Below are 22,222 nucleotides of genomic sequence, written 5' to 3' on the forward strand. Positions count from 1 at the left end.
TTACCTCCCAACCACTGATGTTTGATTTTTAGATTCATTCACAACAAGCATTGCATCCGCAGCTACAATACCTTTTTCATAAACGATAAGCGGATTAATATCTAATTCCTTTATTTCATCTTTATAATCAGATACGAGTTTAGAAACGCGTAGCAATACATCTGCAATCGCGTCAATATCAACAGGTGGTTTTCCACGTGCCCCTTTTAGGATTTTATAGCCCTTAATTTCTTCAATCATTTCAATAGCATCATTCTTTGTAATTGGCGCAACTCTGAATGAAATATCCTGAAAAATTTCTACAAAAACGCCACCAAGACCAAACATGATAACTGGTCCAAAAGCAGGGTCATTCGTAACGCCAACAATCACTTCAACCCCTTCAGGAAGCATTTGCTGGACAGAAACACCATTGATTTTTGCATTTGGTTTATAGTTTTTTGCATTTTGCATAATTTCTTTAAAGGCAACGCTTACCTCTAGATCATTTTTCAGATTTAGCTTAATAGCATTTGCCTCAGACTTATGTGGAATATCAGGTGAATCTATTTTTAAGGCAACAGGATATCCAATTTTATCCGCATGGCTAACAGCATTATCCTCTGAACTAGCCACCGCTCTCTTCGTTGTTGGAATTCCATATGATGCTAAAACATCACTTGCTTGTGATTCACTTAGCGTAGTTCCAGGCTGTAATAAACTTGATATATCTTCCTTTTTGTCCCATTCAGTCATTAACTCATCATCCGCTAGTTTCATTTTGTGATATTTTTCACTATAGTTTACTAGCTTTGCTAACGCACTGATTGGATTTAAGTTCCCTGGTATTACTGGAATACCATTTTTTTCAAGCGCTGCAGCCGAATTGGGAATGGACATCCCCTCTAAAGGAAACGTTGTCACAAACACTAACTTATCCGTGTTTTTGCATATCTCTATAAACGCTTTAACATGAGGATCATCCGCTTTCCAAGCCATCGGGAATTCGGTGAAAATAATAATATCCGTGTCTGGATCCTCAACAAGAGCCTTCAATGGCGCAAGAAATAACTCAGGGTTTGTAACGGCGGCTTCAGCAGTCAAGTCAATCGGATTTGAAGCGCTTCCATAAGACGGGATGTTTTGTTTGATTTTATCTTTTGTTTCTTCACTTAACCTATTGATTTTTAGCCCATAAGATTCGCAACGATCGGCTTCATTTATTCCTCGTCCACCTGAGCTGGTAATAAGGACAGTATTTCTACCAGTTGGAAGTTTCTTAGAAAGGAACAATTTCGAAAAGGAAATTATATCTTCATAGTCATCCGCCCTGATAATACCTGTCTGTTGGAAAAATCCATCATAGATTTTATCCGAGCCTGCCAATGATCCAGTGTGTGACGCTGCTGCCCTGCTACCTGCTGAACTCCTCCCAGATTTCATAACGATAATTGGTTTATTTTTAACTAGAGCCTGATCTGCAAGTTGCCGCAATTTATTTGGATTTTTCTCTCCCTCCAAATATCCGCTTATGACACTTGTATCTGAATCATGAATCATATACTCCATGATATCGGAAAATTCCGTTTCCACTTCATTACCTACACTTACAAAGTAATTGAAGGTTAATCCATTTTGGGCAGCCGCTATATAGGTCAGCACGCCAAATGCTCCACTTTGTGTAATAAATCCGACTTCCCTTTTGTCACTTAATGGAAGTTGGGTAAGACCTGGCGAAAAAGTTCCTACTAAACCGTTAGTAGTGTTCACTAATCCAACACAATTAGGTCCAATAATTCGGATACCATTTTCTCGGGCTATCTGTTTCATACGCTGCTGCGCTTTCATTCCTTCTTCTCCAATTTCAGAAAAACCGGAAGCGAAAATTATTGCTGCCTTCACATTATTTTGACCGCATTCTTCAAGGCAATCCTCCACTTTGTCAGCGCTTACACAAAAGATCGCCAAATCTACATTCTTAGGTGTTTCACTTAAGGACGGAAAGCAACGTAACCCTGTAATCATCTCCGATTTAGGATTGATGGGATAAATATCCCCTTGGAATCCGCCATCCAATAAAGCTTTCACCTGTAAATAGCCTAGTTTACTTTTTTTTGCAGATGCTCCTAGGACTGCTACAGTTTTTGGCTTTAACAATGGTTCAATGGTCAAATAAGATGCTTGTTCATCAGCCATTTTAATCACCTCATCTTTTTATTCTTTTATTATTTATAACTTGGGAATAATTTTACAATATACATTTGAATTTTCTAAAAAAATAATTTACTTTAAGTAATTTGATTATTAGGTTGTAAATTTTTATAAAAAGTCCCATAAACTCCTGTATATAAGGCAATTAAAAACATCAAAATTAATTTATGAACGGAATAAACACGACTATGGTACACGACAACCTCGACTTATGATGTGGATAATCTCCAAATAAAAAAACCCGGCATGCGCCTTGTCCTATATAGCGAATGCCGAAGTTTTCTTATACTGTACTCCTTAAAATTTTCAGACTTTCCTAATAAAAAAACTCATGCAATCTGTGAAATGACACGAGGTTTTTTATATTTTATAGAGAGTCTTCATAACGCTGCAGCCAATTTATTATCCGGTTATTAATTTTATTTGACGGTGTTTTAATGTCTCTCTCAATATTACTTAAATATGAAACAGATACTTCCAAATCATCAGCTACTTGCAGTAAAGTGAGTCCAAATCTTTTTCGTATAGCTTTCATTTGCTTCCCTAATTTGTCCTTTTTTTCTTCCCCACTATGATTTCCAATGTATCCTGTAGTGGTACTTCTAACACTTTTGGCTCTTGTAATGGCACTGTATTTTTCCTTGATTACCTTAGGAGGATCAATAAGAATAGTTGAATTGGCCCATATGCGAGCCCAACCATTAGACGAAACGATAGATTCATCCCATTTCTCATACTGCCACGAAGCAATTAGGCCAGCTTCCGTTAAGCTGTCAAGCGCATGTTCTAATCTATCTCTTGTACGGGACGGTGTACGTATATTCATTTTCTTACCAATTGCATCTAGCAAACTGCTTATTTTATGTGGCTGTAGATAATCTCCCTTCCTAGCCTGTGTCCTCCATCTCCAACTTAAGTATCTGATAAGCTTTTTTTTCCACACTTCTTGATATGGGTTGTATTGCAATGCTTGTACTGGAAGCATTGCAACTTGTCTCCCCGAACCATTTAGATATTTAGCAAAGACTTCATCTACAGTAAATCTGAATAATTTTTCCAGTGGTTGTTTACTTATATCATATTCTTTGTAATCTTGATTAAAAAAAACAAACGTGCGTCCTTTAAGCGTTTTTTGCATTGGTTTCCCTTTTTCATATACAACAGCCTTTTCCAAGTCAATCCACAAATTCTGTATCCTTGATAACGCTTTCAAAATTTGGCTACGTTGCTCATTTTCATATCCCCCTCGGCGGCCACTCCCACTAAGCTTTGGTTTTAAGCCACGAATGGATAATAAATCATCAAGATATATTTCTACAATATCTTGGTGGTGTGTTGAATTTGCTAGATAAAAACTGCAAAGCGCATCCAATACGTCTGCGTCTAATTCTGACATTTCCTTTGCCTGTCGCCAGGATTCACTAATTCCTGTCTCATCAACCGTTAAATCGTGTTTGTCGAGACTGTATGGTTTAATTTGTACTATTCCTTCAATGGTATTTTTGCTTATTTGTGCTGTGGGAAATGGGCTATGACTTGATCTATCAAAACGTTTGTTGGAAATTGTCTCTCTTACCGACTGATAGGCTACGTTACTCATCACAAGTAAATTCCCCTTGTCAATTAGTGTAAATGTTATATCGTTTTTTACCGACTTGGCATTGTTAATCGGTAGAGAACTATTATTAAGGTCCAAAAAATTGTTGATCTCGCTTATTGTGAGATTTTCTACGTCAAGATTGGATATAATTTTTTTAATCCAATTCTGGACACGATATTCAACAACCTTTCTAAAGTTAACCATAAATTGACCATTAGCTTTTAAGTGTTTTGTAAGGTAGTTATAAAATAACTCATTTAGCTTGGTCGGATCTAATTTTACTAGTTTTGTATAGCCCGTCTTTTTCACCATATCATCAAGCACCCAATCGGTTAGGTATGATTTAAACCAGCCACAAAAATTTTCCCATACTGTATCATCAGCCAGAAACGTTTCATTCCTTAACAGCAATTCTATTTTTTTTATCGCCTTATCTAATAAGGTCTTATCTTTTAACTTAGGATGACGATACATAGAAATCCCAATTATATTCTTATATTCCTCTAAGAAATCAGCTACAATTATAGTTGCTATCCGAATAATAAGGTTATCCCTTGCCACAAATCTTAGTTTAAGAAACAGATCCTTATTTTCTTGATAGGATTGCTCCCAAATAATAAATGTATCGGTTTCTGTTCTATCCCTAAATATTGGTATATTAGCCTTTTGTCCCCTTACTATATCTTTGGAAAAAACTTTTAGAATATTTCTGCTATCGTGTGTTTCTTTAGTGTTATTAATATAAAGCACATGAAAATTACAGATCTTTTCTACAAGATAGCCGAATGAACCCACAATATTATCATCAGAAATGACACCCTTTGCTATATCAGTATTATTCAATGTAAACACCTCCAAATGGATAACTTATGCATATATCGTATCATACCTCTTGTTAAGATTCTATATTTTCTGAATTTATATTTGACGAATTCTGAGTTATTAATTAAAACCTTTTCACTTAGAATAAAGATATAATTTAAGCGATACTAGCGTTACATACATAGATGTAGTCAATGTATTCTGTAAACATCATTCCTGTAATTTTAGCCAAAAAGGAAAAGTTTAATCAAAGGTGGTTCCATCATTTGTTGGGTTTCCAAACCGACCCACCTATATTTTATCTGCAAACCATTTCTTCGTGTTACAATAAATATAAAAAAAGAAAAAGATGTATTTTGCAATTTAAATTTGAGCCACTTGAAATTAGAGGAATTCACAAACTTAGATAATATATTTTATAACTGCGTACGATTGACTTGGAGCCTCTAAGGGCATGATTACATTGCGAAAGCGTGCGGTGGAAAAGATTTCGCACCCATAATCAGGGTATCATGCCCGCCTCTCCATATAAATCCAATTAAGTTTTGCGGTAAATAAAATTCACAAACTTATAGTGGCTCAATATTGAGTTGTCATGTGGCTCATTTTTCGATTGCCATATACAAAAGGCATAACTAATAAAGACCGAAGATACGCCAATATCTTCGTCAGCAATGGGTCACTCCCTTTCTAGAAGAGGAAACGCTGGCAAGAATAGACTTTATCAGGCTGGTAAACTAAGAATGGTCCATTTTTTATGGGAAAAGTATAATGGCTAGAATTCTTACAATGTCTATGTCTACCGCATGCCACGTTCAGATCTTGAAGCTCTAATCCCCCCCGACATAAAATTCGCACCATCCCTGCAGGAGGACTAACAATGATTAAAAACCTTATCTTAGCATCATCATCACCAAGAAGGCAGGAAATTTTAAATCAGGTTAAAATTCCCTTTACTATTCAAAAACCAAACGTAGATGAATCCCAAATCAAAAGCCGTGATCCTTTAGAAAAAGTGAAACAGTTGGCATTACGAAAAGGTCAAAACGTTCCTATTGAACACAAGGGTGAAGTTATCCTTTCTGCTGACACCGTTGTTTCCTTCGAGCAAAATATATTCGAGAAACCGAAGAGCAAGGTTGACGCCTTACAAATGATAACTACATTAAGCGGCAACGTACATGAGGTTTTTACCGGTGTCATGATTCGCTCTTTTGATCATGAGATTATATTCGTAGAAAAAACAAAGGTGGAATTTTGGCAGCTATCAAAAGATGAAATAGATTGGTATATATCTACGGATGAACCGTACGATAAAGCAGGCGCATATGGAATTCAAAGTCTTGGGTCTATGTTTGTAAAACAAATTATTGGCGATTACTACACTGTCATGGGATTGCCAATTTCGCGGGTGGTTAGAGAGTTGAGGAAGTTTCATGTGTATCCGAAAATAGATAACGAATAAGAACCAAAAAGTTTCTTCCCTGATACATCGATATTACTGGTGCTTGATAGCGGTAAAGTTAAACGGGGTATAAAACAATGAACAAGAAATCTACACAAATGAACTAGATTTTTTAAGAAGCTGCTGCTTTTAAGTTTATATTATAAAAGGAACAAAAAAAGATTACAATATACTATATTGTAATCTTTTTTTCAGAGCCTTTGCTAAACGAAGGCTTTTATATTATATTTAACAAACTAAAAATCTGATAAAACATCTCGCAGTAATGGGCCTGAGTGGACTCGAACCACCGACCTCACGCTTATCAGGCGTGCGCTCTAACCAGCTGAGCTACAGGCCCATATATGGTAATGGAGCGGGTGAAGGGAATTGAACCCTCGACATCAGCTTGGAAGGCTGAGGTTTTACCACTAAACTACACCCGCATATAATAAATTGCGTTTAAAAATGATGACTCTCGCGAAAGGCATGCCTCTACATCTGCTAGCGTACTCAGGGATGTATATGCTTCGAGGCAACTCGTAGCTTATTCGGTAGAAGTAACGCTCGTGGCTGAGGTTTTACCACTAAACTACACCCGCAATTAATTTGTCATGTGAGTAATCTAATTAATCTGATGGAGGGAGTAGGACTCGAACCTACGAACCCAATGGGAGCGGATTTACAGTCCGCCGCGTTTGGCCAACTTCGCTATCCCTCCACTATTTTAAAGAATGGTGGCTCGGGACGGAATCGAACCGCCGACACACGGATTTTCAGTCCGTTGCTCTACCGACTGAGCTACCGAGCCATGTAAGTTTTTAAAAGTAGTATTGTTCTCGTATTTCATGTTGGTTTCGAAGCATATTCTAGGATATGTTTCGAAAATTTTATTTCCTGATATTATGTATGGAGGAGGTAGAGGGATTCGAACCCCCGCGCGGTTTGACCCGCCTGTCGGTTTTCAAGACCGATCCCTTCAGCCAGACTTGGGTATACCTCCGTACGTAATTAAATGGTGGAGCCTAGCGGGATCGAACCGCTGACCTCCTGCGTGCAAGGCAGGCGCTCTCCCAGCTGAGCTAAGGCCCCATGTAATGTTTGAGAAAACAGAATTTGTACTGCGACCCCATAGTCCCCTTCTATGAATGGTGCGGGTGAAGGGAGTCGAACCCCCACATCCGAAGATACTAGATCCTAAGTCTAGCGCGTCTGCCAATTCCGCCACACCCGCATGATGGGTCTTTTGATAAATTCATTGATAAAAGTCAGTGCCGGCCAGAGGACTTGAACCCCCAACCTACTGATTACAAGTCAGTTGCTCTACCAATTGAGCTAGGCCGGCATATTAATTTTAGGCTTTTTTATCTTACATGTATGTTCATCAAGTGTGCTCGTCATGTTGCAAGTTTATTCGCAGATGTCAATGCATCGGGGTTACTCGCAGCTTATTCGGCAGAAGAATTGCTCGTTGCTCTACCAATTGAGCTAAACCGGCATTTGATGGCGGTCTGGACGGGACTCGAACCCGCGACCTCCTGCGTGACAGGCAGGCATTCTAACCAGCTGAACTACCAGACCATTTTGGTTGCGGGGGCAGGATTTGAACCTACGACCTCTGGGTTATGAGCCCAACGAGCTACCAGACTGCTCCACCCCGCGATATAATTAAAATATTAAAATTTCCCCTGCTCTTTAAATAACTTCCACCGTGAATGCTCGTCGTGTTGCAAGCTGTTTCGGTGATGTTGCACTCCTCGCAAGCCTGCACATAGCAGCTTAATCAAAGATGCTAACGGCTTGCTCCGCCCCGCGATATAAGGATATTTATTTTTAATTTAATGGTGGAGGATGCAGGGCTCGAACCTGCGACCCCCTGCTTGTAAGGCAGGTGCTCTCCCAGCTGAGCTAATCCTCCATTTAGTGGTGACCCGTACGGGATTCGAACCCGTGTTACCGCCGTGAAAGGGCGGTGTCTTAACCACTTGACCAACGGGCCAATTGATTTTTCACAAATAAATAGCTCCACAGATAGACTCCGTGTCTATGACCGCTAATAGCCAAATGTTTGGCCATCAAGGTACTGTGGAGCGATTTAAAATTAAATTGATTGCCTAGCGGCGTCCTACTCTTGCAGGGGCAATGCCCCAACTACCATCGGCGTTGGAGAGCTTAACTGCTGTGTTCGGCATGGAAACAGGTGTGACCTCTCCGCTATTGCTACTAGGCCTTTATGAGGTAACCTATGTACCTTCAAAACTAGATAAGATTTACCTAAGACATAAACATAATTGTATAGATAAGTCCTCGATCTATTAGTATCCGTCAGCTCCACGTGTCACCACGCTTCCACCTCGGACCTATCAACCTCATCGTCTCTGAGGGATCTTACTCACTCGAAGTGATGGGAAGTCTCATCTTGAGGGGGGCTTCATGCTTAGATGCTTTCAGCACTTATCCTTGCCACACGTAGCTACCCAGCTATGCTCCTGGCGGAACAACTGGTACACCAGCGGTGTGTCCATCCCGGTCCTCTCGTACTAAGGACAGCTCCTCTCAGACTTCCAACGCCCACGACGGATAGGGACCGAACTGTCTCACGACGTTCTGAACCCAGCTCGCGTACCGCTTTAATGGGCGAACAGCCCAACCCTTGGGACCGACTACAGCCCCAGGATGCGATGAGCCGACATCGAGGTGCCAAACCTCCCCGTCGATGTGAACTCTTGGGGGAGATAAGCCTGTTATCCCCGGGGTAGCTTTTATCCGTTGAGCGATGGCCCTTCCATGCGGAACCACCGGATCACTAAGCCCGACTTTCGTCCCTGCTCGACTTGTAGGTCTCGCAGTCAAGCTCCCTTCTGCCTTTACACTCTGCGAATGATTTCCAACCATTCTGAGGGAACCTTTGGGCGCCTCCGTTACCTTTTAGGAGGCGACCGCCCCAGTCAAACTGCCCGCCTGACACTGTCTCCGAACCGGATCACGGTCCTGGGTTAGAATGTCCGTACAGCCAGGGTGGTATCCCACGGGTGCCTCCACCGAAGCTAGCGCTCCGGTTTCCAAGGCTCCCACCTATCCTGTACAAGCTGTACCAACATTCAATATCAGGCTACAGTAAAGCTCCACGGGGTCTTTCCGTCCTGTCGCGGGTAATGCGCATCTTCACGCATAGTATAATTTCACCGGGTCTCTCGTTGAGACAGTGCCCAAGTCGTTGCACCTTTCGTGCGGGTCGGAACTTACCCGACAAGGAATTTCGCTACCTTAGGACCGTTATAGTTACGGCCGCCGTTTACTGGGGCTTCGGTTCTACGCTTCGCGCCAATGGCGCTAACGCTTCCCCTTAACCTTCCAGCACCGGGCAGGTGTCAGCCCCTATACTTCGCCTTTCGGCTTCGCAGAGACCTGTGTTTTTGCTAAACAGTCGCTTGGGCCTATTCACTGCGGCTCCATGTAAATGAAGCACCCCTTCTCCCGAAGTTACGGGGTCATTTTGCCGAGTTCCTTAACGAGAGTTCTCCCGATCACCTTAGGATTCTCTCCTCGCCTACCTGTGTCGGTTTGCGGTACGGGCACCTGTGACCTTGCTAGAGGATTTTCTTGGCAGTGTGGAATCTGGAACTTCGGTACTCTAGTTCCCTCCCCATCACAGCTTGAAATTGTTGGACGGATTTGCCTATCCAACTTTCTAACTGCTTGGGCGCACACATCCATCGGTGCGCTTTCCATATCCTTCTGCGTCCCCCCATCGCTAATAGCGGTCATGAGGTGGTACAGGAATATCTACCTGTTGTCCATCGCCTACGCCTTTCGGCCTCGGCTTAGGTCCCGACTAACCCTGAGAGGACGAGCCTTCCTCAGGAAACCTTAGGCATTCGGTGAAAGAGATTCTCACTCTTTTTTCGCTACTCATACCGGCATTCTCACTTCTAAGCGCTCCACCAGTCCTCACGGTCTGACTTCACAGCGCTTAGAACGCTCTCCTACCATTGTTCAAAGAACAATCCGCAGCTTCGGTGATACGTTTAGCCCCGGTATATTTTCGGCGCAGAGTCACTCGACCAGTGAGCTATTACGCACTCTTTAAATGATGGCTGCTTCTAAGCCAACATCCTGGTTGTCTGGGCAACTCCACATCCTTTTCCACTTAACGTATACTTTGGGACCTTAGCTGGCGGTCTGGGCTGTTTCCCTTTCGACTATGAACCTTATCACCCATAGTCTGACTCCCAAGTCTAAGTAGCTGGCATTCGGAGTTTGACTGAATTCGGTAACCCGATGAGGGCCCCTAGTTCAATCAGTGCTCTACCTCCAGTACTCTTTGCTTGAGGCTAGCCCTAAAGCTATTTCGGAGAGAACCAGCTATCTCCGTGTTCGATTGGCATTTCACCCCTACCCACACCTCATCCCCGCATTTTTCAACATACGTGGGTTCGGGCCTCCTGTCAGTGTTACCTGACCTTCACCCTGGACATGGGTAGATCACACGGTTTCGGGTCTACGACCGCATACTATATTCGCCCTGTTCAGACTCGCTTTCGCTTCGGCTCCGTGTCTTCCACTTAACCTTGCATACGATCGTAACTCGCCGGTCCATTCTACAAAAGGTACGCCGTCACCCATTAACGGGCTTCGACTACTTGTAAGCGCACGGTTTCAGGTTCTCTTTCACTCCCCTTCCGGGGTGCTTTTCACCTTTCCCTCACGGTACTGGTTCACTATCGGTCACTAGGGAGTATTTAGCCTTGGGAGATGGTCCTCCCAGATTCCGACGGAATTCCTCGTGTTCCGCCGTACTCAGGATCCACTCCGGAGGAAATTCCTTTTCGATTACAGGGCTCTTACCCGCTATGGCTGATCGTTCCAGATCGATTCATCTAAAGAATTTCTTGGTAACTCCAAAGGAGTGTCCTACAACCCCAGAAAGCAAGCTTTCTGGTTTGGGCTGATTCCGTTTCGCTCGCCGCTACTTGGGAAATCGCGTTTGCTTTCTCTTCCTCCGGGTACTGAGATGTTTCAGTTCCCCGGGTCTGCCTCTTGTATCCTATGTATTCAGATACAAATACTGCTCCATTACGAACAGTGGGTTCCCCCATTCGGAAATCCTCGGATCGAAGTCTACTTACGACTCCCCGAGGCATATCGGTGTTAGTCCCGTCCTTCATCGGCTCCTAGTGCCAAGGCATCCACCGTGCGCCCTTATTCACTTAACTATTATATTAAGATTAAGAACTTAAATTTGATGTCGTTGAATGTCTTACTCTTATTTAGTTTTCAAGGTACAAAGCGAGAGATTCACTCTCTCAAAACTGAACCAAACAACCAAGTACGCCCTTACCGAGGAGATCATCTGAAATGACCTCACTCCGCGTTCCTTCTAATAATCCTTAGAAAGGAGGTGATCCAGCCGCACCTTCCGATACGGCTACCTTGTTACGACTTCACCCCAATCATTGGCCCCACCTTCGGCGGCTGGCTCCTAAAGGTTACCTCACCGACTTCGGGTGTTGCCAACTCTCGTGGTGTGACGGGCGGTGTGTACAAGGCCCGGGAACGTATTCACCGCGGCATGCTGATCCGCGATTACTAGCGATTCCGGCTTCATGCAGGCGAGTTGCAGCCTGCAATCCGAACTGAGAATGGTTTTATGGGATTTGCTTGACCTTGCGGCTTCGCTGCCCTTTGTTCCATCCATTGTAACACGTGTGTAGCCCAGGTCATAAGGGGCATGATGATTTGACGTCATCCCCACCTTCCTCCGGTTTGTCACCGGCAGTCACCTTAGAGTGCCCAACTTAATGCTGGCAACTAAGATCAAGGGTTGCGCTCGTTGCGGGACTTAACCCAACATCTCACGACACGAGCTGACGACAACCATGCACCACCTGTCACTCTGTCCCCGAAGGGAACCCTCTCTCTCTAGAGTTTGCAGAAGATGTCAAGACCTGGTAAGGTTCTTCGCGTTGCTTCGAATTAAACCACATGCTCCACCGCTTGTGCGGGCCCCCGTCAATTCTTTTGAGTTTCAGCCTTGCGGCCGTACTCCCCAGGCGGAGTGCTTAATGCGTTAACTTCAGCACTAAGGGGCGGAAACCCCCTAACACCTAGCACTCATCGTTTACGGCGTGGACTACCAGGGTATCTAATCCTGTTCGCTACCCACGCTTTCGCGCCTCAGCGTCAGTTACAGACCAGAGAGTCGCCTTCGCCACTGGTGTTCCTCCACATCTCTACGCATTTCACCGCTACACGTGGAATTCCACTCTCCTCTTCTGCACTCAAGCCCTCCAGTTTCCAATGACCGCTCGTGGTTAAGCCACGAGATTTCACATCAGACTTAAAAGACCGCCTGCGCGCGCTTTACGCCCAATAATTCCGGACAACGCTTGCCCCCTACGTATTACCGCGGCTGCTGGCACGTAGTTAGCCGGGGCTTTCTGGTTAGGTACCGTCAAGGTACCGCCCTATTCGAACGATACTTGTTCTTCCCTAACAACAGAGTTTTACGATCCGAAAACCTTCATCACTCACGCGGCGTTGCTCCGTCAGACTTTCGTCCATTGCGGAAGATTCCCTACTGCTGCCTCCCGTAGGAGTCTGGGCCGTGTCTCAGTCCCAGTGTGGCCGATCACCCTCTCAGGTCGGCTACGCATCGTTGCCTTGGTAAGCCATTACCTTACCAACTAGCTAATGCGCCGCGGGCCCATCTGTAAGTGATAGCAGAAGCCATCTTTCAACTTCTCCTCATGCGAGAAAAAGTATCATCCGGTATTAGCCTCGGTTTCCCGAAGTTATCCCGATCTTACAGGCAGGTTGCCCACGTGTTACTCACCCGTCCGCCGCTCGATCCACAAGCATCCACTCAGAAGAGCTTCAGCAAGTTTCACGCGCTCGACTTGCATGTATTAGGCACGCCGCCAGCGTTCGTCCTGAGCCAAGATCAAACTCTCCAAAAAATAGATGAGCTTTCTTGCTCTAAACTTGACTAGCATTTCGTTCTTGACATAATGATTGTTTTGTTCAGTTTTCAAAGATCAAGTCATCGCCGTCTTTCAGCGACAGTTATTTATTATAGCAAACTATTTCGTCTGCGTCAATAACTTTTTTACTGATTTATTTTCGATCAAAATCACTTCTTTAAGCGACAAGAAATATCTTACCACGTTATTGAACTTAAAGTCAACCATTTTTTAAATTCCCTAGATTTCCTTCAGTCAGTTGTTTGCGGTAGATATATAATTTAGCACAAAGTAGATAAATAATGCAATACCATAACGCTACCAATTATTTCCTTATATTTGATATTTATAATTAACATCGACGTATTTTACATTAGAAAGCAGGAAAAGGAAATCCCCGTGTTCATTTTTAATTTCTAAATCAACCGTAGATGAGTTACAGATTATGCAACCGGATCCATTAAAAAAGGTAAATCAACTAGCCTAACGAAAAAGCCAAAACGTCTCTATTGAACATAAGGATGAAGAAATCTTATCTGCTGATATCGCTGTTTCCGACAAGCAAACAGTATTAATAACTTAAGATTAAAGAAGATACTGCGCAAATAACTGTTATATTAACGACAACATCAACAAGGTTTTTATCGGCAGCATGATTCACTCCCTTTGATAATGAGAATGAACGAACGGAGATTGAATTTTAAATCGTTAGCTGAGCGCTTTTGTTCTTCTTCGTGATCAACTGTAAAACTGAATGATTTTTCAATGTTCAACAATGCAGCGTTTGCTTTGTGCGTTCTGTTAACAGAGGGTGGGCTTTCACAAACTTTTGAGAAGTATTACGTCGATTGTATCTTGATAACGTTTATCTAAGGGTCATCTCACCTTTCGTATATAATAAAAAAGACACCCGTTAGGATGCCTTGAGTGTTTAATCTATTTTTTCTTGTATGAGACCATGTAAGAACCTAATGCGCTTTTAACACTTTCCACCTCAACGATGATCTCATCACCTGCTTTTACATCTGGGTTGTCACTTGATATGAAGTTCAAATGTTCACCCGCTTGTATGTTGTAACCAAAAGCGCTGTCTGGCACAAATTTATTAACCTTTACAGAGACAATCTTTCCTTCTAGGTTCTCGCCCTCGTTTAAAGCAGCTTCAAATTCCTCGGCTGTGTAATCCGGTTCTACTTTTGTGTCGCCACAACCAGCCAATGTAACCACTAACACAACCAAAAACATAATCCCAACACCTAATATTCGTTTCATCATTGCACTCTCCATCATATGTATTTAATATAAGTATACGATAAAGGATGGATAAAGTTTCAAGTTATTTGTATTCTTTATTAGAAACATATCTAACCGGTCCCCTGCACCTATCACAAACTAACTTATCCTGTTTCCTGTGTAGTGTTCCTGTATATTCTTTGCATTGTTGACATTTAAATATCATCACAGTCCCCACCTACATGCAATATTCCCGCAAACGCTATCCAAATAATAAAACACCCACACGATCCGTAGTGAGTGCCTTTCAAGAGAGGATAAAGTTTCTATACTACTAGAATAAACGATTTTAGGACATCAAAAGTGACATGATAGTGACATGTTTTAATCCATTATTTTTATCAACATTGATTGTCTGAATTCCTCTTTCCGTTATCAAATGGAAAACTATCCCCACAACTGACCGTGCGACAAGACACGTATTTTTATGGAAGTTTAACTCTGGGCTCGTTTGTAAACAATTATCGGGATTATTACACTGTCATGAGATGGGCTATTTCACATATTAGGGAACTAAGGAAGTCTTCTGTATACCCGGATGAAAATAATTGGGGCGAAAAAAGGATCGTGTTCCTATTATTCAATCACTTTAGCGTAATTGGAACCAACACCTGATTCCATCAATTCATCAATAAATTCACAACAAAATAAAGGAATGGAATGGTAAAGATACATAACAATGTAGTTAATAGTACGCCTAACGATGCAAAGAGTGTATCAGCTCCATATTTTTGTGAATAAAGTGAGATCGTTGGAGCGGAAGGCATTCCAGAAACTATAACGGCAATTACAAGGATTGGAAATGATACAGGCAAAGCAACAAATGGGAGAAATAATAGAGGAATTAGAATCAGCCTTACTATTGCTAATTTCCAAAGGTACGTATTTTTGAACAATAAAAAGAGATCTTTATATTTTACGTCCGCTATTAAACATCCTATCAGCATCATTGACAGAGGGATGGTCATTTTTCCAATGCTTTCAAGTCCTTCTGAAATCATGTCCGGCAAGCTTATCGGAAGCAGAAAAATGACCAAGCCAGTTAATGTGGAAAGGATTCCTGGATTCAATAAAATAATTTTCCAATTAATTGTATCCATATCCCTGCTAAAAAGGTAAATTCCATAAGTCCATATTAGAATCAGGTAACACAAATTAAACATGGTTAAATAGACAATTCCTTGTTCCCCTAAAAGAATAAAACTTACCGCGTAACCAATAAATCCCTGGTTACCAAAAATAATCAATCCTTCATATACACTTTTTTGTTTTTTTGGAAGTTGTGATCCTCTTTTCATCCATATAGCTAAAAAAATGGAAGCTATGAGCACATAAACAGACATGGAGACGAGCCATATAAACTCTTTTACCATGGCACTAGAAAAAGAAATGTCCAATGAAAATAAAATAAGTGCAGGTAACGTAATATACAGTATAAGTTGGGTTAGAACATCGTTGGCATTCTCCTTTAAAACCCCTATTTTCCTCACGACAAATCCCAGCAATGCAATGCCGTATAGAACCAACATTTCCTGAAAAAATGCACTTGCAGAACCCATGATTATCCCCCCTCAGTTACGATATGAAACCGTCGCTTGGATGGTTAATTCTTTTAACGGGCTGTCTTCGTAAACTTTGTTGCTTTTTAACTTCGTATATGAAGGATTATGTGCAATAACTAGAAATCAAGTTCGGAGCTTTGACAACCGCTACGGGAAAACACTACGCTTTCCGCGGGCACGGCTTCAGCCTCCGAAGCGGAAAACCGCCGCTTCGAGGTCTTCAGACACGTGCTGGGGCTGCGCTAACTCGCCCCACCGAAAACCATTGTTCCCGCAGGAGTCTACGTGTTTTCCCTTCGCTAGTAGGTGCTATTACTTGATATACATGCTATATCTACACAAAAATTAGGGAACTTCTACTAGCGGAGTCAGAATACGTAGACTCCTTGAAAATACAGTTCGATTTTCTGCGTGCGATGTAACGCTGCCGAAGCATCCCTTGTCCTATGGGAACAGCACGAGTCCGAAGACCCCGCAGGAAGCGCTCTTTGCTTCCGAGGAGGCTGAGGCCGTGCCCATGGAAAGCGAAGTATTCTGACGGAGCGAATCCAAGCACTCATATACCATTGGAACGGGAAGAAAGTGTCACCAAAGAGAGCTTCATTACTGCGCATTATATAGCTTATGTGTCATAAACAACAAATGTTTTCGGTGGGATGTATTTTGCAATGCGAGTTCTTAGAAAATTGCAATCACAAATCGAGAATGTTGCAACTTGACACGGAGCCTCTGTGAGCATGAGTGATTAGCCAAGAAGCCAGCTGTAATAAGGCTTGGCTAAGTTGATCATGGTATCATACTCACTTCTCCGTATAAAGTCGCAACGGCTTAACCCCCTTGCAATACTCTCGACTTTTACTTTGCACTAAACATGGGACGAGTAATCGCAGTCCCAATCCTTTAGAAAACAGCCTAACAAATAAAAAAAGCCATACAAGCTGTATGGCTTTTTTTCTGTTCATTCCTTATTTCTTGGGTCATCTTCATTTGAGAAGTTTCTCTCTTCACCAAACTCAGTACCATAATTTATTCTGTTTGTCTGGATAGAGCTACCTCTAATTGTACTTTCATTTTCAACTGGATTAAACAATAAGCCTATACAAAATAAACCACTTATGCCAACAAGTGCATAGACAACCCTTGATAAAGGAGCAGCCTGACCACCAAAAATTGCGGCAACCAAATCAAATTGAAAAAAACCAATTAGCCCCCAATTAATTGCACCAATGATTACTAAGGCTAGCGCGATTCGCTTTAAGACATCCATATTTTTTCACCTCCAAACCCTTTTAAGGGACCTATCCCACTTCTGGAGTTACAGGATAGAGTCAATCTTATCTTTTGCTATTGCTAATTTATTAATACTGATGATGGAAATATAATTTGGGGGTTCATGAAATGTTTAAAAAGGCAAGGCCAGAACGCTCTAGTATTTACCTTCACATGAAGTGATTTAACAGCAAATAACTAAATAAAACAACACGTAAATGGATATATAAAATACTAAAGATCTACACCCGTTGATTCTTCTAAGGTTATTCGTAACAGTCGATAAAGGATATATATTCCTATATAAGAACCAGTAATTAGAAAAAAGGGATTTAAGAAAATAGCGTGAATGGTAGTCATAAAAACCATATTATCTTTAATGATTTGATGAATGGATAGAGAGGCAATATTTCCAAATATAAGCGCAGATATGATTGCAGCTAAATTAAAAACGAATCGAAACTTTATCCAGCGCTTTTGTAAATAGAACATAATAATAGGTGTTGCAATACTTCCGGCAACCAATAAAACCCTCACAATATCACTCCCCTTCAGGAACTAGTATGAACATCATGTGAAAATCCAATCTTGTTCATTGATGGAAATATCTTGGTATTTTATTGATTGATAAGTAAATAATACCAATAACCATAGTTAAAAGGAGTGAATGTTGTTGATCGAATTACAAACAGAACTTGAAGGAAAGAAAACCTATTACCGTAACGTGCTGAAGCATTCGAAACGTCTTGATTATACTTTAGGTGGGTGCTGGGATTACCATAAGGGATGCTTAGATTCGATTTTGTGGCGTGAAGCGGGAGAAACAATTTATCTAAGACTCCCTTTTAAAGTATTAGAAGGAGAATTGGATCGCCCTAATGCCTTAATTGAATTTGAAAAACCGTATGTCATCAAGCATGTAGTCAATACCGGATTAGATAAGGATGTCAACGCTTTGGCTACCGTTTCCGGGTTTAGCCAATTTCAAGATCCATTGGACCAAGACGGACGTATAAAAGATAAAAATGAATGGGAAGAAAATGGTGAACAAGCTGTAGATCAAATAGTGGATCAGGTTAGTTTTTTGTAAGAATAAATATTTTTCATTTTAAGCAAAAAAAGATATATAAATGAAGAAGGGATGAAGCAAAAAAGCGACATCCCTTCCTGTGTTATTTGGAATTTTTGACTAAGTTTATCATTGTACTTGCCAAAGCTTGCTTTTGATTTTCATCAGCTGAATTCCAAAGATCACTCAATAATCGTTGCTCATCATTTTTTGGATCAACATTAGCTGCCAAATAGTCTCCAACCTCAGTAGCAATACTATTCATCGATTCTCCATCCATGCCTTTATTTTGTGCGTCTTGAAGGCGGCTACCAAGAAATTCCTTCCATCCGTCAAAATTGTCTAATACTGACATAGCTATCCCTCCATAAATTTATTTACGGGTTTCCATCTTACCAACAATTTAGACCTCTCAAGAAAAGGGAATTTGAAATCCTCCCCTTGCGTTTTTATTATGTAAGTAATTTAAATATATATACAGGTGAGATCTAATAAAAATATGTCAATAAAAGTGTTAAAAGATTAATGATCATTTCACAACTAAGCACCGGAATATGGTGAAATTTGTTATTGCGTAATCCGCATTTATCTACAAGAGGAAGGAAATAATATGATAGATGTCGGTATAGCGGCATAACAATAAAATTGGAGGTATTAGCATGGATTTCTCTAATAACAAACAACAAAACAAACAATCCATTTCGGCTAAAAGCAATCAAGCCTTTTTAAATTCTTTAGATGATGCAGAAAAAGCATTGGCTGGAGATCCTTTACAAGAAGCTGTCAGAAAGAAAAAAAGCGGGCAACAATATAAATAATCGAAATAAGGAGCTCAGAATTTGAGCTCCTTATAATTTTGAGAATTGTGTCCTTAACTTATTCCAAATGTTTCCGACCCTTTTGCTAAAAAACACTAGACATCCACCAAAAATATTGTTAACCTATTAAAGTTACCCAAGATAACTGTTACCTATGATAACTATTTTAGGAGGTGTTTCTCATAAAGTCTACGCAACAGTTTTTCCATCAACTGATCATGTTGTATCGCCCTTTTGAAAATCGACTTAATGTGCAACTAAGCAAACATAACCTGCATCGGGCACAGTGGACCATCTTGTACTACTTACACAATTATGGCCCTGCAACACATGTAGAGATTTCCCATTACCAAGGTGTAGAGAAGCCCACCATAACTAGGACCTTTACTCGTTTAGAAGAATTAGGTTATGTCGAAAAATCACCAAGTAAGGATAGGCGCGAAAAACGAATGCGGCTTACAGAACATGGTAAAACCGTTTATGAGAATGTCCGTGTTACCATCGATCAATTTGAACAAGAAATTTTGGAAGGAATATCAGAAGAGGAACAATTAGAGATTATCCGGATTATGGAAGAAATCAGAAATAATATTATGAAGTAAGGAGCTAGTTTCGTGAATCAAGCAAAATCTAAATTATGGACAAAAGACTTTATCATCGTCTCATCTGCAAATTTTTTCTTATACTTAGTTTTTTATTTGTTATTAGTAACCATGGCTGTCTACGCGGTAGAAGAATTTAATGTTTCCGAAAGCCAAGCTGGGCTTGTAACCGGGATTTTTATTATTGGAACGTTAATCGGACGGCTTTTTATTGGACGGATGATTACATCAGTCGGTAATAAGAAAATGTTATACTTTGGCCTAATCTTTTTTATTTTAACTTCGCTTTTGTATTTTATAAATGGCGGAATCACTTTTCTACTTATTACCCGCTTACTACATGGAATTGCCTTAGGTATGGCAAGTACAGCAACAGGAACCATTATTGCCGAAGTTATACCTGAAGAACGAAAAGGTGAAGGAATCGGTTTTTACAGCATGAGCATTACACTGGCAACCGCAATTGGTCCTTTCATTGGATTATATATGAGTCAACAGACCAGTTATCAAGCAATTTTCATTTTTTGTCTAGCACTCGGAATCATTAGTTTCATCATCTCCATTTTTGCAAAAATACCAGTAATGGAAAAGCCAGCAAAAAGCGATAAACCAAATAAGTTGAAGCTTTCTGACTTTATTGAACCAAAAGCATTGCCAATCGCAATCGTTGTCCTTATCATATCCCTAGGTTACTCTAGCGTCCTATCATTTATTAATTTCTATGCCATTGAAATTGATCTAGTCGATGTGGCAAGTCTATTCTTCGTTGTCTATGCAGTGGCAATATTGGTATCACGCCCGTTCACAGGTCGCTTAATGGACATGAAGGGCGCAAACTCGGTCATGTATCCTGCATTTGTTCTATTTACAGCGGGGTTACTGCTTTTAAGTACAGCAGAAAATAGTATAGTCCTATTATTAGCTGGTGTTCTGATTGGTTTTGGCTTTGGTAATATGCAATCAACCACCCAAGCAATTGCGGTTAAGGTCACACCACCGCAGCGAATTGGACTTGCAACGTCAACATACTATATCGCACTCGATGCTGGACTTGGATTCGGGCCATATGTTCTCGGCTTCATCATCCCATTAACTGGATACCGTAATTTATATATCATAATGGGAGTGGTAGTACTCGTAACAACTATCCTTTATTACTTTATGCATGGAAAAAAGGAAAGCTCCGTTACAACCATTGATTCCATGGCATCAAAAGCAAATTAAAGTGGGACATGGGGCGTCCCTTGTCCCACCTCATGATACGGGAAAGCTTACAAAAAATTTCATCTATTTTTTGTTTGCAAACTGTCTTTCGTGTTATAATAAACATAGAGACAAGAAATTAGTCATAAACTAATAAAGACCGAAGATACGCTAATATCCCCGGTCAGCAATGAATCGCTCCCCTTCAAGAGGGGTCAGCACGAGTAAGGAATAGACCTCACTAGCCTGGTAAACTCAGGGAGGTCTATTTTTTATGGTCTACTATGAAAATCCCTATACCAAGAACGCATTTATAACCGGTGTCAGGATTAATGCCCAAACAACTGTAATGATAGCAGTCAAAATATAGGATACACTCGAGGCGGTCCCCTCTAACTCCCCTGTTTTAAAAGCTTTTGCGGTTCCAAGTGCCTGTGCACCTAAGCCGTACATCATGCCAATAGATAATGGATGCTTAATCGAAAAGCGTTTGATAATGTGTGGCCCCAGGAACACGCCAACAAAACATGTCATCATACTAAAGAGGACCGTTATGGTAGGAATGCCGCCAATTGATTCGGACAAACTGACAGCAACCGGGATAGTCACGATGCGCGGGATGATACTGATAACATAATCTTGCCCCATTTCTAGCCAATAAGTAGTTAAAACACCAGAAACAACCGCAATCAATGAACCAGCTGAAAGACTAAATAAAATAACACGCCAATTCTTAGCAATAAAAGACCAATTGCGATATAACGGAATAGCCAACGCAACCGTAACAACATCTAACAATTCATTTAGCGGAAATGTGCCATTCGCATAGTCTTCATAAGGCAAATCCAACACTAAAAGGAGAACAATCAACATGACAGGAGTGAGGATAATTGGTGAAAATAACAAGCCTGGCTTCTTCCGGTTGATTTTTTTCGCTAAAAAGTAAAAAAGAACGGTGATGATTAAATAAAATATCTTGGGAACCATCGTCTTACTTCACCGCTCTTTCTTGCTAGTATCTTTTCTGAGATAACACCTGTCGATATCATCATAAGAGCCGTGCCACTAACAACAATAAATAGGATAACGAGCCCTTTGATGCCAAACATCCATGAATATTGCATAAATCCCACTACTGCCGGAATAAAGAATAACAACATCTCTGAAATGAGAAGCGCTGCACCTGCTTCAACCCAACTTAGTTTAATCCAGCCTGATTGAAGACCGAAAAATAATAAAACCATACCGATAATGCTTCCTGGAATAGGGATATGGGTAATTGCTACGATCCCTTTGCCAATCCAGGTAAAAGCAATAATTAAACTGATATTCAGTAAAATCGTTAGCCACTTTTTCAAGCAGCAACACCTCCGAGATAAATGTATAAT

The 22,222-nt window shown here is 41.1% G+C and carries 14 protein-coding genes, 12 tRNA genes and 3 rRNA genes; 5 read left to right on the forward strand and 24 right to left on the reverse strand.

The features are described from left to right. Positions 1–2,175 carry an acetate--CoA ligase family protein gene (locus tag C8270_RS20785; protein WP_106498368.1) on the reverse strand — a complete coding sequence of 725 codons (2,175 nt, stop codon included), beginning with the start codon at positions 2,173–2,175 and terminating at the stop codon, positions 1–3. Positions 2,176–2,557: 382 nt separating this feature from the next. Then, the gene (locus C8270_RS19165) at positions 2,558–4,633 is read right to left on the reverse strand and encodes a helix-turn-helix domain-containing protein (protein ID WP_106498369.1); all 2,076 of its coding nucleotides are present in this window, start codon (positions 4,631–4,633) and stop codon (positions 2,558–2,560) included. Between the two features lie 859 nt (positions 4,634–5,492). Between C8270_RS19165 and C8270_RS19170 the strand changes: the two genes are divergently transcribed. Further along, positions 5,493–6,077, forward strand: coding sequence for a Maf family protein (locus C8270_RS19170; RefSeq protein ID WP_106498370.1), 585 nt, complete (start codon positions 5,493–5,495; stop codon positions 6,075–6,077). Positions 6,078–6,343: 266 nt separating this feature from the next. Here the strand turns inward: C8270_RS19170 and C8270_RS19175 are convergent. The 19 genes from C8270_RS19175 to C8270_RS19265 form a co-directional block, all read right to left on the reverse strand. Continuing rightward, positions 6,344–6,417, reverse strand: a tRNA-Ile gene (locus C8270_RS19175). 11 nt (positions 6,418–6,428) lie between these two features. After that, positions 6,429–6,502, reverse strand: a tRNA-Gly gene (locus C8270_RS19180). Positions 6,503–6,694: 192 nt separating this feature from the next. Then, a tRNA-Tyr gene (locus tag C8270_RS19185) sits at positions 6,695–6,777 on the reverse strand. Positions 6,778–6,791: 14 nt separating this feature from the next. Next, positions 6,792–6,867 (reverse strand) — tRNA-Phe (locus tag C8270_RS19190). A gap of 99 nt (positions 6,868–6,966) precedes the next feature. Next, positions 6,967–7,059 (reverse strand) — tRNA-Ser (locus C8270_RS19195). 13 nt (positions 7,060–7,072) lie between these two features. Continuing rightward, positions 7,073–7,148: transfer RNA gene (locus tag C8270_RS19200), tRNA-Ala, on the reverse strand. Positions 7,149–7,205: 57 nt separating this feature from the next. Continuing rightward, positions 7,206–7,290 (reverse strand) — tRNA-Leu (locus C8270_RS19205). Between the two features lie 38 nt (positions 7,291–7,328). Continuing rightward, positions 7,329–7,401: transfer RNA gene (locus tag C8270_RS19210), tRNA-Thr, on the reverse strand. A gap of 159 nt (positions 7,402–7,560) precedes the next feature. Further along, positions 7,561–7,637, reverse strand: a tRNA-Asp gene (locus tag C8270_RS19215). 4 nt (positions 7,638–7,641) lie between these two features. Next, positions 7,642–7,718, reverse strand: a tRNA-Met gene (locus C8270_RS19220). A gap of 180 nt (positions 7,719–7,898) precedes the next feature. After that, positions 7,899–7,974, reverse strand: a tRNA-Val gene (locus C8270_RS19225). A gap of 6 nt (positions 7,975–7,980) precedes the next feature. After that, positions 7,981–8,055, reverse strand: a tRNA-Glu gene (locus C8270_RS19230). Positions 8,056–8,168: 113 nt separating this feature from the next. Beyond that, positions 8,169–8,284, reverse strand: a 5S ribosomal RNA gene (gene rrf, locus C8270_RS19235). A 67-nt stretch (positions 8,285–8,351) separates the two neighbouring features. Then, a 23S ribosomal RNA gene (locus tag C8270_RS19240) occupies positions 8,352–11,272 on the reverse strand. A gap of 178 nt (positions 11,273–11,450) precedes the next feature. Further along, a 16S ribosomal RNA gene (locus C8270_RS19245) occupies positions 11,451–13,015 on the reverse strand. The 16S, 23S and 5S rRNA genes sit together here with 12 tRNA genes alongside, the layout of an rRNA operon. Positions 13,016–13,954: 939 nt before the next feature. Further along, positions 13,955–14,290, reverse strand: coding sequence for a hypothetical protein (locus C8270_RS19250; protein WP_106498371.1), 336 nt, complete (start codon positions 14,288–14,290; stop codon positions 13,955–13,957). A gap of 641 nt (positions 14,291–14,931) precedes the next feature. Beyond that, a complete protein-coding gene (locus C8270_RS19255; RefSeq protein WP_106498372.1) occupies positions 14,932–15,870 on the reverse strand; it encodes an AEC family transporter in 939 nt (312 codons plus the stop codon). Between the two features lie 961 nt (positions 15,871–16,831). Continuing rightward, a complete protein-coding gene (locus tag C8270_RS19260) occupies positions 16,832–17,140 on the reverse strand; it encodes a DUF378 domain-containing protein (RefSeq protein WP_106498373.1) in 309 nt (102 codons plus the stop codon). A 236-nt stretch (positions 17,141–17,376) separates the two neighbouring features. After that, complete coding sequence (locus tag C8270_RS19265; protein WP_106498374.1) at positions 17,377–17,679, reverse strand: transposase; 303 nt, start codon at positions 17,677–17,679, stop codon at positions 17,377–17,379. 136 nt (positions 17,680–17,815) lie between these two features. On the opposite strand from C8270_RS19265, the gene C8270_RS19270 reads away from it, so the two are divergent. Further along, on the forward strand, positions 17,816–18,232 hold the full coding sequence (locus tag C8270_RS19270; RefSeq protein WP_106498375.1) for a YugN family protein: 417 nt from the start codon (positions 17,816–17,818) through the stop codon (positions 18,230–18,232). A gap of 82 nt (positions 18,233–18,314) precedes the next feature. Here the strand turns inward: C8270_RS19270 and C8270_RS19275 are convergent, their stop codons facing one another. Further along, a complete protein-coding gene (locus tag C8270_RS19275; RefSeq protein ID WP_106498376.1) occupies positions 18,315–18,566 on the reverse strand; it encodes a DUF3243 domain-containing protein in 252 nt (83 codons plus the stop codon). 304 nt (positions 18,567–18,870) lie between these two features. Here C8270_RS19275 and sspJ point away from each other — a divergent pair, with 304 nt between their 5' ends. The 3 genes from sspJ to C8270_RS19290 all read left to right on the forward strand — a co-directional run bounded on the left by sspJ (position 18,871) and on the right by C8270_RS19290 (position 20,855). Further along, entirely contained in the window at positions 18,871–19,029 is a 159-nt protein-coding gene (sspJ, locus tag C8270_RS19280; protein ID WP_106498377.1) for a small acid-soluble spore protein SspJ, read from the forward strand. Positions 19,030–19,280: 251 nt separating this feature from the next. Further along, positions 19,281–19,631 (forward strand): MarR family winged helix-turn-helix transcriptional regulator, encoded by a 351-nt coding sequence (locus C8270_RS19285; protein WP_442785816.1) that lies wholly within the window; start codon positions 19,281–19,283, stop codon positions 19,629–19,631. Positions 19,632–19,643: 12 nt separating this feature from the next. Then, on the forward strand, positions 19,644–20,855 hold the full coding sequence (locus tag C8270_RS19290) for an MFS transporter (protein ID WP_106498379.1): 1,212 nt from the start codon (positions 19,644–19,646) through the stop codon (positions 20,853–20,855). Positions 20,856–21,128: 273 nt separating this feature from the next. Here C8270_RS19290 and C8270_RS19295 read toward each other — a convergent pair whose 3' ends face one another. Next, positions 21,129–21,821, reverse strand: a complete 693-nt coding sequence (locus tag C8270_RS19295) for an LrgB family protein (RefSeq protein ID WP_106498380.1) — start codon at positions 21,819–21,821, stop codon at positions 21,129–21,131. After that, positions 21,797–22,192 (reverse strand): CidA/LrgA family protein, encoded by a 396-nt coding sequence (locus tag C8270_RS19300; protein ID WP_106498381.1) that lies wholly within the window; start codon positions 22,190–22,192, stop codon positions 21,797–21,799. The genes C8270_RS19295 and C8270_RS19300 overlap by 25 nt, the downstream gene beginning before the upstream one ends. Between the last annotated feature and the right edge of the window lie 30 nt (positions 22,193–22,222).

Source organism: Lentibacillus sp. Marseille-P4043 (assembly GCF_900258515.1).
GTDB lineage: Bacteria > Bacillota > Bacilli > Bacillales > Amphibacillaceae > Lentibacillus_C.

Excerpts from the sequence above, each read along its gene's own strand:
- C8270_RS19255 (WP_106498372.1), bottom strand. The coding sequence starts at position 15,870 with ATGGGTTCTGCAAGTGCATTTTTTCAGGAAATGTTGGTTCTATACGGC.
- C8270_RS19275 (WP_106498376.1), bottom strand. The coding sequence starts at position 18,566 with ATGTCAGTATTAGACAATTTTGACGGATGGAAGGAATTTCTTGGTAGC.
- sspJ (WP_106498377.1), top strand. The coding sequence starts at position 18,871 with ATGGATTTCTCTAATAACAAACAACAAAACAAACAATCCATTTCGGCT.
- C8270_RS19295 (WP_106498380.1), bottom strand. The coding sequence starts at position 21,821 with ATGGTTCCCAAGATATTTTATTTAATCATCACCGTTCTTTTTTACTTT.
- C8270_RS19170 (WP_106498370.1), top strand. The coding sequence starts at position 5,493 with ATGATTAAAAACCTTATCTTAGCATCATCATCACCAAGAAGGCAGGAA.
- C8270_RS20785 (WP_106498368.1), bottom strand. The coding sequence starts at position 2,175 with ATGGCTGATGAACAAGCATCTTATTTGACCATTGAACCATTGTTAAAG.
- C8270_RS19260 (WP_106498373.1), bottom strand. The coding sequence starts at position 17,140 with ATGGATGTCTTAAAGCGAATCGCGCTAGCCTTAGTAATCATTGGTGCA.
- C8270_RS19250 (WP_106498371.1), bottom strand. The coding sequence starts at position 14,290 with ATGAAACGAATATTAGGTGTTGGGATTATGTTTTTGGTTGTGTTAGTG.